The sequence below is a fragment of the Maribacter polysiphoniae genome (assembly GCF_003148665.1).
GTDB lineage: Bacteria > Bacteroidota > Bacteroidia > Flavobacteriales > Flavobacteriaceae > Maribacter_A > Maribacter_A polysiphoniae.
On record NZ_QGGQ01000011.1, the window covers coordinates 41,144 to 55,750 of the forward strand.

Sequence of the window (14,607 nt, forward strand, 5' to 3'; positions counted from 1 at the left end):
AAAGCGATAAGGATACTATTTATCAAAAACAATACTCCAAATACCACGTACTTCATCAACATCATAGCCTAATGCCAAATCGGAAGGATATAGTTTCCTTAAAGTGGTCAAGGTTTCAAAAGCGACGTTTTCGTTGGGTATTCCATGGCATTGCAGACACATCGTATTGGTAGTTATGGGATAATAGAAATGTATTTGATCATTGACCTCTTCTGTCATCGGGCTGATTTCCATTCCATTTTTCGCCATCTGCTTAAAGACATTGATATAATCAAGTTCTTTGGCATTTGCCTGGTTATCGGGATTTCTGGGTTTGTCCGAGACTCTTTTGATTTTAGCCTTGTGGACAATGGCCATACTATCGGTTAGCTTTATCGCTTTAAGGTTACAAAACGTAACAGCGCCAACAGTCCCCTTTTGTTGTATTGCGGTTATGAGGTTTTTTCCTAATTGCTGTTTGGTAGATAAGGCATATTTTAATCCCAAGGCACTAAAATCGGTATCCGTAGTATTCTGACCCATGCCCATTCGCATCTGCCTACCATTACCCATACCTTGGCCTCTTCCCATACCTTGACCATTACCCATACCTTGACCATTACCCATACCTTGGCCTCTTCCCATACCTTGGCCTTGGCCGTTACCATGGTTCATTTGATAATGTTCTTCGAACCATTCCGGCTGATCTATCTCATTATCGTATAGGTAATCCGCTATTTGTTTTATTTCCTCCTCAGGGTAAGGAAGATAGGGCATTACCCCAAAACGCTGTACGGCACCCGGCATTTTCGATTTTTCACGTGAGGGTTTCCTTGACCATTCCACAAAATCATTGATGAATTCATTTTTGGTGGTACCCCCCATTTGATACCGCATTTTAACCGCTGCCATGGGTGGGGCAAGTCGATTAGCCTCTGGAGTGGTTGCATCGTGACATATATAACATTTGGTCTCTACGATTTTCTTTCCCGGGTGTTCCCCATCCACCAAGTTGTTTTCTGAAAGTCCATCCCCTATAGGAGTCGTCTTTCCCTTGGTGTCTTTGCAACTTGCCAATACGATAATTACCGCTATACAATATATAATCCTCATTCTTTGGACATTTTACCCGTTGCACAACTCACAAACGACTTTGCTTTGGTCGCAAGGGTATTTTTGCTATCGACAGAAGGATATCCCAATTCCTTAAGTTTATCCTTAACCCGAAGGGTGTCCTCCGCAGCCACATAGGTAAATGTCACTGAAGAGGATTCCGTGATGACATCAACTTCTGAAATATGCTCTATTTCAGATAATTTATTGGTGATTGTACGGGCACATCCGTCACATTTTAAATTCTGAACTATTATTGTTGCTTTCATTCCTTGTACTATTTATTCTTTACAAATAATATCCTTTAAAATTAAAATTCCCAAAAGGTCCTTTTACCATTGCATATATCCTCCTTGAAGGTCATACACTTTCTCGAAACCCATATCCAATACTTTACGAGCCGCCTTTCTACTTCTACTACCTGATCTACAGTACAAATATACCGGTTTGTCCTTATCCAACTTTTCAAAAGACGACTTAAAATCACTGCCTTGGAAAAAATCGATATTAATGGCCTTACCTATATGTCCGGTCCTGTATTCCCCGGCAGTGCGCACATCTACCAATTGTACCTTTTTATTTCGAATGGCTGCCTTAAAGGCATTTTTATCCAGTACTTCAAACTTATCGGGATCAAGGGCGCCTCCGCCAAAAAGTAAACTTAAAAATGACATCTATTATATGTTTTATCTGTTCTTGTTTATACATTTAGAAACAAGGGAAAGACCATAATCAACCTGCCCATCCCTTGCTATCAACTAACTACTTTTATGTCGTACTATAGCATGGTGGTCGGACATACATAATCGGTTCGATCCACTGCTGTATTTGAGATTCCATCGAACCCTTCTACCACATCGGTAAAATTGTCCCACCCCCTTTGTTTTAATATAGAGGCTGCAATCATACTCCGATATCCTCCCGCACAATAAATAATGAAGGGAGTATCTTTAGGAAACTCGGCCAAATGCCCGTTGATTTCATTCAATGGGATATTTTGGGCGCCAACAACATGTTCGGAATCATATTCACTTTTTTTACGAATATCGATAACCAGTGGTTTTTTGGCAGTATACATTTCCGCAAATTCCTGTGACGACATACGATTGATCGTCCCAAACTCCTTCTTGGCGATCTTCCAACTATCGAAACCTCCCTTAAGAAAACCTATCGCATGATCATAACCAACCCTTGATAATCGGGTAATGGCCTCTTTTTCCTTATCGGGATAGGTAATAAGCAAGATTTCCTGTTTAATATCAGGAACCATTTCACCTACCCATTGGGCAAAATTACCGTTCAATCCGATATTGATGCTATTCGGAACATGCCCTTTTGCAAAATCCTCAGGATCCCTAGTGTCTAACATCAAAGCGCCTGTTTCATTGGCAGCGGCCTCAAAAGCTTCTGGGGTCAAGGCTTGTGTCCCCCTTTCCATCACGGTATCAAGACTTTCATACCCCTTTATATTCATCATTACATTTTTGGGGAAGTAGGCTGGTGGCGAGGTCAGGCCTGTAAGCAGTTCCTTGATGAACTCCTCTTTGGTCATATCTGCCCGTAATGCATAATTGACTTTTTTCTGATGCCCTAAGGTATCGGTAGTTTCCTTACTCATCATTTTACCACAGGCAGAACCTGCACCGTGATTGGGATATACGATAAGGTCATCGCCCAAAGGCATAATTTTATTTCTTAGGGAATCGTACAGGTATCCTGCCAGTTTTTCCTCAGTAAGCTCTGACACGACGTGTTGCGCCAAATCGGGCCTACCAACATCACCAATGAACAACGTATCCCCTGTAATCAGGCCGTGCTCTTTCCCTTTTTCATCAATAAGCAAATACGTTGTACTCTCCATGGTATGTCCAGGAGTATGTAAAACCTTTACTTTATACCCCCCTATTTCAAAGACCTGATTATCCTCAGCGACCAAAGCATCATAACCTGGCTTGGCCGTTGGACCGAACACTATTTGTGCCCCCGTTTTTTTCCTTAAATCCAAATGGCCACTTACAAAATCGGCATGAAAGTGGGTCTCGAAGACATATTTAATACGGGCATTGTCCTTTTTTGCCCGGTTTATATAAGGTTGTACCTCACGAAGAGGGTCGAAGATGGCTGCCTCACCATTACTTTCCAAATAGTAGGCTGCATGGGCTAAGCAACCCGTATAAATCTGCTCTATTTTCATGATCGTGGTTTGATGTGTTGACTGTATAAAAGTATAATCGTTCCCCTGCTTACAAAGTAACAAAGGTTACAAAGATCATAACAACAGAATTAAGAACAACTGATCTTCGTCAGCAGCCGACAAATTATGGTATTGAAACACATATTAGTCAAATCCAGGCTAGGCCGTTTACACCTTCAGTAAACGTATCTGGTTTCTATGGAGTTTGATTTCACCTAGGTTTTCGAGCTTTTTAAGCAGTCTGGAAATAACCACCCTTGAAGTATGTAACTCATAGGCAATTTGCTGATGGGTGGTACTGATTTCATTGTCATTGGTTACCCTCGCCTTATCCCTTAAATACTTTAGAAGACGGTCATCCATCCTCAAGAAGGCTATACTGTCGATTGTCTCCAACATCTCATTCAGCCTGTTGTGGTAACTTAACAGGACAAAATTTCGCCAGCTTGTGTATTTTGCCAACCATTCCTCCATCTTTTGGATTGGAATCATAATCAATTTGGCATTGGTTTCGGCTATGGCCCTAACTTCACTTTTCGTGTGACCCATGCAACAATTCAATGTCATGGCACAAGTATCGCCATGTTCCAGAAAATACAATAATAATTCATCGCCATCCCCATCTTCCCGAAGCACTTTTATTACACCGGATATCAACAAGGGCATGGATTTTACGTAATCCCCAATCTCCATCAGCTTATGACCTTCATGAATTTCCCGATATGTCCCTGTTTGGTTTATTTCATTGATTAGTTCTTCCTCAAAAAGATGTCCGTAATTTGCTTGTAGTTCTTTGATCATATGGCTAATGTCGCGATTATAGTTGAAATATGGGTTACACCAAAAATAACCCTCAAATTTCAAATTGAAAATAATTCTTGGGAATACTTTTGAAATTGCCTTAATTTTAGTTTAAGTTTAATCTAAATGTTTGAAGGGCAAAGCTTTTCGAAGATATACATAATACCTAAAATGACCGATTATTCTGAAGTAAAATTATCCCCAAAAATAGCGGAATCCTTACTCTTGGGGCTGTACAAAATCGAAGGTAAGGCCATGGCATTACCTGGGGAATCCGATTTTAATTTCAAAATCACCACCAAAGAAAAAGAGTGTTATGTTCTAAAAGTTTCAAGGCCTAATGAAAGCGGGGCATTTTTCGATTTTCAGCAAAAAATACTTCAGCACATCGAAATGCAAAAAAAGAATATTGTTGTTCCTAAAGTAGTACTTGATAAACAGGGCAATGCCATTTCCGACTTTGTAGACACCAATGGTCATCATCGTAAGGTAAGGCTACTCACTTGGATATCTGGTAGGGTTTGGAGTTCGATAAATCCCCAATTGAATGATTTACGATTTAGTCTGGGGAAGCAATGTGGTACATTGAGTTTCTCCCTTTCCAAGTTTGAACACCCTATGGCAGTTAGGGAATTTGAATGGGATGTAGCACAATCGCTATGGACAAAGAACCATTTACATGTATTTGATACCAATCAAAAGGAAATCATTACCTATTTCCAAGACCAATTCGAAAAGGTGCAAAACGCCTATACCAAGCTTAGAAAATCGGTAGTACATAACGATGCGAACGATAACAATATTATAGTCACCGAATCGCTTACCTCCCCTAAGGTTAAGGCTATCATTGATTATGGCGATGCTATTTATACCCAAACCATCAATGACGTGGCCATAACCTGTGCTTATGCCATCATGAACCAAAATGACCCATTAGAAGCTGCATTGCCTATCGTAAAAGGGTATCACCAGAGTTATCCTTTATCCGAAGGGGAACTGAAGTATTTGTACATCACAATTGCCATGCGCTTGGTCATCTCTGTGACGAAATCGGCATTGAACCGCATCAAGGAACCTGATAACGAATACTTATCGATCAGTGAAAAACCTGCTTGGCGATTGCTTGAAAAATGGAAAAAAATAAGTGGGGATTTCGCCTATTATAGCTTCCGAACAGCTTGCGGGCTTAATGCGCATCCCCAAGAGGAAAAATTTCAAAGCTGGACCAAAACCTGTAGGTCAAGTTTGCAGCATTTGTTTCCTACGATAGAAAATAATGGGATTTTCCCTTTGGACTTGAGTGTTTCAAGCCCATGGACCGGACACCAAAGTGATTTTAACGACCTTGATCTATTTCAATTTAAAATTGGTCAATTGCAAAAAGAACATCCCCAAAAAATCATTGCAGGGGGGTATTTGGAACCAAGGCCACTTTACACATCCCCTGCATATGACAAAATCGGTAATAGCGGTAAGGAAAGCCGTACCATACATTTGGGTATTGACTTTTGGTTGCCCGCTAAAACACCCGTGCATAATCTATTTGAGGGTGAAGTTGTGATTGCTGTAAACGATGCGGGTGATAAGGAATATGGAGGGTTGGTCGTTTTAAAACACAAATTCAATCATCTTATTTTCTATACCCTGTACGGACATTTATCCGTGGCTAGTGCCACAGCCCATAAAATAGGTGACAAATTGGAAGTTGGTGATTTAATAGGCGTTTTGGGCAATTATCCTGAAAATGGCAATTGGGCTTCCCATCTTCATTTTCAAGTACTATTATCCTTGCTCGATTTTACCGATGATTTCCCTGGAGTTGCCTATCACAACCAAATCGATGTTTGGAAAAGCATTTGTCCCAACCCCAATGTATTATTCAAGTCATCGGGATTGAATGCCATTGCCCACCAATCAAATGAAGATCTGATCACGTATCGCAAGAAACATTTGGGCAAGAGCTTGAGCCTACAGTATGAAACACCCATTAAAATGGTACGCGGAAATGGTCCATATCTCATCGATCAATATGGCCGCCGTTATTTGGATACCGTGAACAATGTAGCCCATGTAGGGCATGAACATCCAAGAGTGGTTAAGGCTGGACAGTCACAAATGGCCCTAATCAATACAAATTCGCGCTATTTACATGGTAATATCAATATTTTGGCGCAGGAATTATTGGAAACGTTACCCGAAGCATTGAGTGTGGTCCATTTTGTCAATTCGGGTAGTGAGGCCAATGAATTGGCCATTCGTATGGCCAAGGCTGTCACTGGGGAACAAGATATTATCGCTTCAGAAGTTGGCTATCACGGCAACACCAACAGTTGTATTGATATTAGTGCCTATAAGTTCAATGGTAAAGGCGGAAATGGCACCCCTGAACATACCCATATATTTCCCTTACCCGATACTTTTCGGGGAAAATACAGAGGTAAAAACACAGGACCCTTGTATGCTCGGGAAGTACAGCAACAAATCACCAAAATACAGAAAAAAGGCCGCGGGGTTTCCGCTTTCATCGTTGAACCCATTATTAGTTGCGGAGGGCAAATTGAGCTTCCGACAGGTTTTTTAAAAGAAGCTTATCAGCATATTCGAAACGCAGGTGGCCTTTGCATTTCAGATGAAGTTCAGACAGGATGTGGTAGAATGGGCAAAACCTTTTGGGGTTTCCAATTGCACCATGTAGTTCCTGATATAGTTACAATCGGAAAACCCTTGGGTAACGGACACCCTTTGGCTGCCGTGGTCTGCACCCAAAAAGTGGCCGACGAATTCGCCAATGGCATGGAGTACTTCAATACTTTTGGCGGTAACCCTGTTTCATGCGCCATTGGCACCGAGGTATTGCGGGTTGTCAAAGAAGAAGGTTTACAAAGAAATGCCTTGGAAGTCGGGGAATATCTTAAGTCGGAATTGGAAAAACTGGCAATCAGGTATCCAATTATGGGTAACATACGTGGGCAAGGATTGTTTTTAGGGGTGGAAATGGTCGATAAAAAGATGGAACCCCTTGCGGCACAGACTGATTATTTGGCCAATCGAATGAAAGACCACGGCATTTTAATGAGTATAGACGGGCCCGACCATAATGTCCTGAAAATAAAACCTCCCCTGGTATTTGCCAAAGAGAATGCGAATGAGTTACTCTTTTATCTCGAAAGAATCCTTGGTGAGGATTTTATGGATGTTTCGGTCCAAAAAAACATATAACCCATAAAAATTGGACATAATCTATTCCCCGAACCAGGCTTCAACCAATTCTTGTTCACTTTGGTTCCCACCTTTATGCTCAAATTCATTTTTAACCAGATTATGGATATAATCCTTGCCCCATTCTTTGTGGTTTTGTGCAATTTGGGCAATAGCTTCACATATATAATCAACCTCTTTATCGGTCATTGTAGGGTGAATGGACATTCGTATCCAGCCCGGTCGTTCCATCAAACAACCTTCCAAAATCATCTGCTCAATGGCTTTGGAGGTCAATTGATCTACATGCAATAAAAAATGTCCGTAAGTACCGGCACATGAACATCCTCCCCTAGTTTGGATTCCATATCGATCATTCAATAGTTTTACAACCAGATTATAATGTGCATCATCAATATAAAATGAAAAAACGCCCAATCGATCCTGATGTTCCTTTGCCAAAATGTGGAGATTCCCAACCTTGGCCAGGTTTTTAAAAATCCTTTGGTTCAATTCATGTTCACGCTTAAGGATATTCGCCACCCCCATCCGTTCTTTCAACTGTATCGCCAAGGCTGTCCGTATGGCCTGTAAGAATCCAGGCGTACCTCCATCTTCCCGGGTTTCGATATCATCAATATAATCATGATCGCCCCACGGGTTGGTATAGGTGACCGTTCCCCCACCGGGATTGTCCGGTATCAGGTTTTTATACAATTTCTTGTTGAAGATAAGAACGCCACTCGAACCTGGCCCCCCTAAAAATTTATGGGGGGAAAAAAAGATGGCGTCCAAGTATTCATCTTCATTCTCTGGATGCATGTCGATTTGCACATAAGGCGCCGAACAGGCAAAATCAACAAAACAAAGTCCATTATTTTCATGGATTATTTTAGCAACCCGATGATATTCTGTCCGTATGCCCGTAACGTTGGAGCATCCTGTTATTGAAGCGATTTTCAAGGGGTGCTCCTGATATTTGTCCAATAGCTTTTCGAAACTTTCAAAACAAATCAAGCCTTGTGCGTTACATGGAATAACCTCAACCTTGGCGATGGTTTCAAGCCATGAGGTTTGGTTGGAATGGTGTTCCATATGCGATATGAAGACAATTGGCCTTAAGGCTTCAGGTACCTTGGTGTGTTTCCTTAGATTTTCCGATACCTTGAGCCCTAAAATCCGTTGGAATTTATTCACTGCCCCTGTCATACCCGTACCAACCGTAATCAGAACATCATCCTCATTGGCATGTACATGCTGTTTTATTTTTTTACGGGCCTTATGGTAGGCCATGGTCATTACGGAACCTGTAAAGGATGTTTCTGTATGTGTATTGGCCACGAAAGGACCGATTATCTTGCTCAGTTTATCCTCAATTGGGCCATATAACCTTCCACTAGCCGTCCAATCAGCATATAGAATACGCTGCTTTCCATAGGGTGATTCGAAAGTTTGGCCATCCCCGACAATGTGTTGCCTGAATTGCTGAAAGTAATTTTCCAACCTCGATTCCCTTAAACCTGATTTTGATATGGTGTCGCCCATGGTGTAAATTTATAAACTATATGTAAAAATAGCCTTAAATAATCCTTTGGTATAAAAATTAAAGGTCACTAATTCCATTTTAATAAGCATTAAAACATTTCTGTTTCCATATGAATGGTTTTTTACCATAATCCTAAAAAAAGGGTCTACCAAGCATCACAAATATCAAAATTACACCTAAAATATTGATATACTGATAATTAAACCATACGCTATGTAACAAAAGTTACACAAAATCAAGGGTGATTCCCATAAATTGAAAAAAACAAATCAAAAAATTATGAAAAAAGATTTCGAAACTAAGGTTATCGGTTGGGCGTTTATCGTATCGGCCATATTATTGTGGGGAGGGTGGTTTTTTTCGCCCCACCATTTGGGAGAGTATATTATCGCCTCTGATTTTGAGGAAATAAACCAAAATTTATGGACATGGATTTGGCTCTATCGGGTTCATATCTTTGGATGGGTCATAATGGGGATTGCCATGTTCGCGTTAACGGCAATAGCCACGAAGAAACCATATCGCGTATTGATTTATCCCGGAGCCGGAATGATCATTGTCGGCACCTTCACTTTAGCCATTGCTGCCGCCTTTTACTATACATTCGGGGCATGGGGTATAGGAAACACTGCAGGGAAATCACCAGAGGAAACCCAGCAGATTATGGATGGCTTACTTTTTACTAACCACTATGTAACCTGTTTTGTAAGGTTTGGCCGCGTATTTTCAGGGGTAGGCCTTATGATTTTGGGTGCTGCTTTTGTAAAATGGAACATTGTGAACAAAGGTTTGGGCTGGCTTACCATTATCATGGGGTTTGCCGCTATGGCTATTATCATGGGAATTCCCGATAACTTTGAAATATACAAGCCTATGTTTCATGTTAAAGCTTTATGGCTTGTTTTAATGGGGGCAACCTTATTACTCAAGGGAATCAACCTGCCTGAAGAAGAGGACTAGCGCTACATCATGAAATAGTTTACAAGACAAAGTCCCGATGCTCTATCGGGACTTTTTGTTTTGTTGAGCAGTGTGGGAAATCGTTCATAGCCCATGACCATTTTTTCTTGACCATCCCCTATTCCCTTAATATGGATTGGTTCGGTTCAACCGAATCCCATCGGACCATGAATGAAAATCCTCATTATGGAAATCAATCCCGCTTAGGGAATGCCAGACTATCCGCTGGATAGGTCTCCTTTAAATACCTCATCTGTGCTTTGGCCCAATCGATTATCATTTCACGCTGTTCATCTGTCAAATTCGCTTGGGGATGAAGGCCAAAATAAGTATATGAAGCCAAGGGCATTTCCTTTTTCTCAACCATTTCAATAGTTTCCTCTAATTTATGGTTTTGGACAAAAAGGGGTTTTTTAGTGAATTCAGAATAATTGAGATGTTTTTTACCATCAACAACATGTTCATTCAACCACCAAGCCACAGGTTGTACATTGGCATACCAAGGATATTCCGTTTTATTCGAATGACAATCATTACAGGATACCTTCAACAATTCGTTTACCTCTGCAGGCACCTCGTATTTCTTTGAAATATCATATGTAAGGTCATTGGATTCATTTCTTTCCGGGCGAAAGAACTGTATAATCACCAAAAGAATCAACAGTACTATTAAAACTTTCCTTACCATAATAATGTGTATTTTAAATTAAAATTACATAAATGATTTCTGTTTCTTAATACCAATTTCAATATTCATCCTCGTCGCCCCTTATTCCTTCGTGAATCAGCATCACAAATTCCCGCTTCATTCCCCTTTTCAGATACCCTTTACCTTTCCGATATGGGATTCGATAGAAAAAAGGAGTCTTTTCTATTATTTGTATTTAGCGACCCTTTCGTCATTAATTGGTCCACTCCAGTTTAATCCAAAGGCAAAATCATAGGTATTTCCATCAGCATCGCTATAGGGTGTCATATCCCTTGGCACATCCTCAAACTGCTTTTCTACAGTTGCCATATCGGAAGGCATTTGAAATGGCAATAAAGCAGAAGGCTCGAACGCCCCTGAAATAATTTCCATAATCGCTTGATCTTGCACACCCATATGGATTAAAATGGCTGAAGAGCTTTTCTCGATTTCCGAAAAAACCATGGGTTTTGAAACATGGGCAACAACAACCACAGGTTTGTCCCCCATTTTCGATTTGGTTTCATTGACCAAAGTCATATCCGTAACGTTTCTGGTTTTAACGGTTTTACCGTTGAAGGAACGGTTTTTAAAATCTTCAAACGGACTACCGCCCGCCAAACTGGTCTCACGCGCCTCATTGGCCGTATAAGAATCATATTGTAGACTAATGGGCACATAACCGTTTCCTCCTTTTTCCACATCGGATTTATCGTAACCTACACCTCCATCAGGACTTTTGATACCCACTAACGCAAAATCCGCTACCTTGAGATCATTGACCACTTCAAAATATTTTGACACCACCTCTAGATTAAAGGGGGACTCGGTCCTTTCTGGCGTTACAATACCCCACCAATTTGTGCTTGGGGCAATGTAGCGTTTGGGAATATATACTTTCCTTTTATCTTTAATCGGAAGTACCCCATTGTGGTTTTTAAGCATCACCACAGACCGTAGCTGTGCGTTAAAACCAGCCTTCATGAATTCGGGGTTCCCTACTATTTTTTCTGTTTCGGAAACATCCAAATAAGGGTTCTCAAACAGTCCAACCCTAAACATATTCTTAAGCAAACGAACAGCGGAAGCTTCAAAACGCTGACGCATATACTCCTCCCCATGTTCAGCTACGCCCATTTTATAGGCTTCAAGAATGGGTTCCTTATCATTGTTGCCACCAAATTGATCAACGCCAGCCTCAATGACCATATAATGACGTTCTGCGACTGTTTTGGTTTCAACACCCCAACTTTTACCTTGAAATTTATCGACGGAGGTAACATCATTGGTTATGCCCCAATCGGTACAGACAACACCGTCGTATCCATATTCACCCCGTAATACTTCGGTAATCAAATATTTATTGAATCCGTTACCTACAGCTTCCCCTTCCCCATGGGAAATGGTATAATAGGGCATAACGGCAGCGGCCATTTTAGTTGGCCCGTTCAATTTAAAAGCCCCTTGGGTAAAAGGTTGCAAATGATCTTTTAGGTTCTTACCCGGATAAACTGCATAAGCACCATAACCGAAATGGCCATCCCTACCACCTTCTTCCGGTCCGCCTCCAGGCCAGTGCTTCACCATGGCATTGGCACTTTCAAGGCCCCAATTCCCATCTTCGCTGGATTGAAAACCATCTACATAGGCCCTTGCCAAATCGGTGGTTAAGTCCGGGTCCTCACCCATGGTACCATCAAAACGGCTCCAACGGGGTTCCGTCGCCAAATCAATTTGGGGAGACAAAGCCGTAGCGATACCTAGGGCTCGATACTCTTTAGAAGCGATTTCGCCAAATTGTTGCATTAAACCGGGATCAAAAGATGCCGCAATACCCAGCGTTCCCGGCCACATTGAAATTGCTCCTCCTGCACCGGCATTATACTCGGTATAAGAATCACTACCATGCCTAGGGTCCGAACTGGTATTAATGGGGATCCCAAAACCAATACCTTCAACAAAAGCTTGAGCATTATTATTCCATTGGGCTGCTACTGAAGGGGTTTCTACCCTCGTAATCAATACATGTCGTAAATGGTCTTCTTCCAAAAACTTTTTTTGCTGATCGGAAAGGTCACTGGAGGAAGCCCCACTTTCCTTGAGGGCTTTACCATTATACGTCGCAGCCCCAAAGCCTTGACTCGCCCCGGGAATGGATTGGTGAGAACTGTACAACATGAGTCCGGCAATATCTTCCAAGGAGAGTTTGGAAGCCAGATTTTTCGCCCGCTCATCATCTGACAAACGCCAATCCTCATAGCTATCCAAAGTACCATTTCTGTTAAGGTCCTTAAAAGCATATTGGTCAACCTTCAACAGTTGCACCCCAGATTCAGGGTGAAATGTCAAATCGCTTCCGTTCGTATTGTTGACCCTTACGTAGCCATCCTTTTCCTCTGTGGTGAATTTATCCCCACAACTCCCCAATAGCAGGGTCAAGGTCAAAGTACTTATTGCAAAATTCACTTTATTTATGATCATATGTCTTTGTTTTAGGCCTCCTATTAGTTTTGTTGAACAAGTTCAAATAATTCCTTATCCAATTGAGGTTTCACCTCACAAGTGGTATTGAAATGCATGGTGGCCGTATTTTCCCTATTGTATTCTGGCCATTGGGGTAAACCTTTGTGATTGGGATTTCCCGTCTTGGCGAAATTAATCCATGCTTGATTCATTTTTTTTGCTAAAGCCTGGGCATCCTTACCACCTCCTGTCATCTGGTTGGCCAAGGAAACATTATCAAAAACAAAAGGTAGATCCATACAATGGAGTGCCTTGTATTTCCCATCAAAAACAGGGGATTGCCATGTAAACAGATACATATAAACAGGAGCCCCACCTTCCAGTGCCGACTTTTCATTTGCCTGCACAACGGCACCGGGTCTGAACATGGTGTCCACATCCAATAAATCCTTGGCCTCCGTATCATTAGGATATGCCTTCTTCACTGCCTTTATGTACTTATCGGCGTTATCCTTATACGTCGCTTTAATATAGCTTAGTATAGCTTCATCGGATGCCCCGACGAAGCGCATATTGGCAAAGGGTGCAAATTCATTTTTTGCGGTGCCAATCAGTAAAGGAATGTCCTTCGATATCGCAAGTGCCTCATCTGACCCTAATTGATAAGGTAAATCCTCACCATCTACACTAGGGCCCCAACTAAGACCAAAACCAACTATGGGTTTTCCTGCGGACCTCATTTTTTCTTCAACGCTTTTTAAGGCTTGGGTACTCGCTTCGGCCAAAATGTCAAAAGGGATGCTTTGGAGACTATCTACCTGTGAGGCATCAATACCTAGATTTGACAAGGTCTCCATGGTTATGGCCTGGGTATCCTCTTTTCTTAAGACTGAGAGTCGAAAAGAACCACTCTGATTGATGGCTTTATGGAAAAGCCCTTTGGCCTTTGGCATTGCCATCAATGTATTTACTTTCGCTCCTCCACCAGACTGTCCAAAAATGGTGATATTATCGGGGTCACCTCCAAAGTTTGAAATATTATCCCTAACCCATTCCAACGCAAATTTGATATCCAAAATACTATTGTTGGCCGAATGCTTATATTTTTCACCGTAGGCCGACAAATCCAAGAACCCTAGCACATTCAAACGATGGTTGATCGAAACCACTACCACATCGCCGTTTTTACTAAGATTCAAACCGTCATAGGAAGGAAGCTCATGGCTTGAACCTGCTGTAAACGCCCCTCCATGAATCCAAAACATTACCGGTCTTTTTTTACCATCGTTGATGTTTGGGGTCCATACATTTAGATTGAGACAATCTTCGTTGGTATAGCCCCAATCGTGGTCAAATACAAATTCAGATTCGTCCTGAACAAAACTGGTCGGTGTAATTAAGGGGGCTACCGGACCATAAACCGTGGAACTACGAACCCCTTCCCAAGCATCAGGCTTTGTCGCGGGTTCGAATCGTTTTGCCTTTGCATAAGGAATTCCCTTATAAATAAAGACCCCTTTTTCTATGTATCCCCGTACTTTGCCGGATTCGGTATTCGTTACCGCCACCTTTTCCCCTGTGATCACTTCTTGTCCGAAACTATTGAAAAATGTAAATAGTAATCCAGTGACGCAAACCTTTAAGATTAAATCTTTCATTGTTTAA

11 protein-coding genes are annotated in these 14,607 nt (G+C 41.5%); 2 read left to right on the plus strand and 9 right to left on the minus strand.

From position 1 onward, the window contains the following. Nucleotides 1-15: 15 nt before the first annotated feature. The 5 genes from LX92_RS18055 to LX92_RS18075 all read right to left on the minus strand — a co-directional run bounded on the left by LX92_RS18055 (nt 16) and on the right by LX92_RS18075 (nt 4,087). On the minus strand, nt 16-1,092 hold the full coding sequence (locus LX92_RS18055; RefSeq protein ID WP_109653634.1) for a c-type heme family protein: 1,077 nt from the start codon (nt 1,090-1,092) through the stop codon (nt 16-18). Further along, nucleotides 1,089-1,361 (minus strand): heavy-metal-associated domain-containing protein, encoded by a 273-nt coding sequence (locus LX92_RS18060; RefSeq protein ID WP_109653636.1) that lies wholly within the window; start codon nt 1,359-1,361, stop codon nt 1,089-1,091. Before LX92_RS18060 ends, LX92_RS18055 begins: the two co-directional genes overlap by 4 nt. A 63-nt stretch (nt 1,362-1,424) precedes the next feature. After that, nucleotides 1,425-1,766, minus strand: a complete 342-nt coding sequence (locus LX92_RS18065) for a rhodanese-like domain-containing protein (protein ID WP_109653638.1) — start codon at nt 1,764-1,766, stop codon at nt 1,425-1,427. A 104-nt stretch (nt 1,767-1,870) separates the two neighbouring features. Continuing rightward, nucleotides 1,871-3,286, minus strand: a complete 1,416-nt coding sequence (locus LX92_RS18070; RefSeq protein WP_109653640.1) for an MBL fold metallo-hydrolase — start codon at nt 3,284-3,286, stop codon at nt 1,871-1,873. A 168-nt stretch (nt 3,287-3,454) separates the two neighbouring features. Next, nucleotides 3,455-4,087 (minus strand): Crp/Fnr family transcriptional regulator, encoded by a 633-nt coding sequence (locus tag LX92_RS18075; RefSeq protein ID WP_109653642.1) that lies wholly within the window; start codon nt 4,085-4,087, stop codon nt 3,455-3,457. A 171-nt stretch (nt 4,088-4,258) separates the two neighbouring features. On the opposite strand from LX92_RS18075, the gene LX92_RS18080 reads away from it, so the two are divergent. Then, a complete protein-coding gene (locus tag LX92_RS18080) occupies nt 4,259-7,306 on the plus strand; it encodes an aminotransferase class III-fold pyridoxal phosphate-dependent enzyme (RefSeq protein ID WP_109653855.1) in 3,048 nt (1,015 codons plus the stop codon). Between the two features lie 21 nt (nt 7,307-7,327). On the opposite strand, the gene LX92_RS18085 is transcribed toward LX92_RS18080, so the two are convergent. Further along, nucleotides 7,328-8,830, minus strand: a complete 1,503-nt coding sequence (locus LX92_RS18085) for an aminotransferase class V-fold PLP-dependent enzyme (RefSeq protein WP_109653644.1) — start codon at nt 8,828-8,830, stop codon at nt 7,328-7,330. A gap of 280 nt (nt 8,831-9,110) precedes the next feature. On the opposite strand from LX92_RS18085, the gene LX92_RS18090 reads away from it, so the two are divergent. Further along, nucleotides 9,111-9,791 carry a hypothetical protein gene (locus LX92_RS18090; protein ID WP_109653646.1) on the plus strand — a complete coding sequence of 227 codons (681 nt, stop codon included), beginning with the start codon at nt 9,111-9,113 and terminating at the stop codon, nt 9,789-9,791. 193 nt (nt 9,792-9,984) lie between these two features. Here the strand turns inward: LX92_RS18090 and LX92_RS18095 are convergent, their stop codons facing one another. From LX92_RS18095 to LX92_RS18105, 3 genes are all read right to left on the minus strand, one after another. Beyond that, nucleotides 9,985-10,479: a heme-binding domain-containing protein gene (locus LX92_RS18095; protein WP_109653648.1), complete on the minus strand. Its 495-nt coding sequence runs from the start codon at nt 10,477-10,479 to the stop codon at nt 9,985-9,987. Nucleotides 10,480-10,665: 186 nt separating this feature from the next. Continuing rightward, complete coding sequence (locus LX92_RS18100; RefSeq protein ID WP_109653650.1) at nt 10,666-12,960, minus strand: glycoside hydrolase family 3 protein; 2,295 nt, start codon at nt 12,958-12,960, stop codon at nt 10,666-10,668. 23 nt (nt 12,961-12,983) lie between these two features. Next, complete coding sequence (locus LX92_RS18105) at nt 12,984-14,600, minus strand: carboxylesterase/lipase family protein (protein WP_109653652.1); 1,617 nt, start codon at nt 14,598-14,600, stop codon at nt 12,984-12,986. Nucleotides 14,601-14,607 lie beyond the last annotated feature (7 nt).

Excerpts from the sequence above, each read along its gene's own strand:
- LX92_RS18100 (WP_109653650.1), bottom strand. The coding sequence starts at position 12,960 with ATGATCATAAATAAAGTGAATTTTGCAATAAGTACTTTGACCTTGACC.
- LX92_RS18075 (WP_109653642.1), bottom strand. The coding sequence starts at position 4,087 with ATGATCAAAGAACTACAAGCAAATTACGGACATCTTTTTGAGGAAGAA.
- LX92_RS18080 (WP_109653855.1), top strand. The coding sequence starts at position 4,259 with ATGACCGATTATTCTGAAGTAAAATTATCCCCAAAAATAGCGGAATCC.
- LX92_RS18105 (WP_109653652.1), bottom strand. The coding sequence starts at position 14,600 with ATGAAAGATTTAATCTTAAAGGTTTGCGTCACTGGATTACTATTTACA.
- LX92_RS18095 (WP_109653648.1), bottom strand. The coding sequence starts at position 10,479 with ATGGTAAGGAAAGTTTTAATAGTACTGTTGATTCTTTTGGTGATTATA.
- LX92_RS18060 (WP_109653636.1), bottom strand. The coding sequence starts at position 1,361 with ATGAAAGCAACAATAATAGTTCAGAATTTAAAATGTGACGGATGTGCC.
- LX92_RS18055 (WP_109653634.1), bottom strand. The coding sequence starts at position 1,092 with ATGAGGATTATATATTGTATAGCGGTAATTATCGTATTGGCAAGTTGC.
- LX92_RS18085 (WP_109653644.1), bottom strand. The coding sequence starts at position 8,830 with ATGGGCGACACCATATCAAAATCAGGTTTAAGGGAATCGAGGTTGGAA.
- LX92_RS18090 (WP_109653646.1), top strand. The coding sequence starts at position 9,111 with ATGAAAAAAGATTTCGAAACTAAGGTTATCGGTTGGGCGTTTATCGTA.
- LX92_RS18070 (WP_109653640.1), bottom strand. The coding sequence starts at position 3,286 with ATGAAAATAGAGCAGATTTATACGGGTTGCTTAGCCCATGCAGCCTAC.
- LX92_RS18065 (WP_109653638.1), bottom strand. The coding sequence starts at position 1,766 with ATGTCATTTTTAAGTTTACTTTTTGGCGGAGGCGCCCTTGATCCCGAT.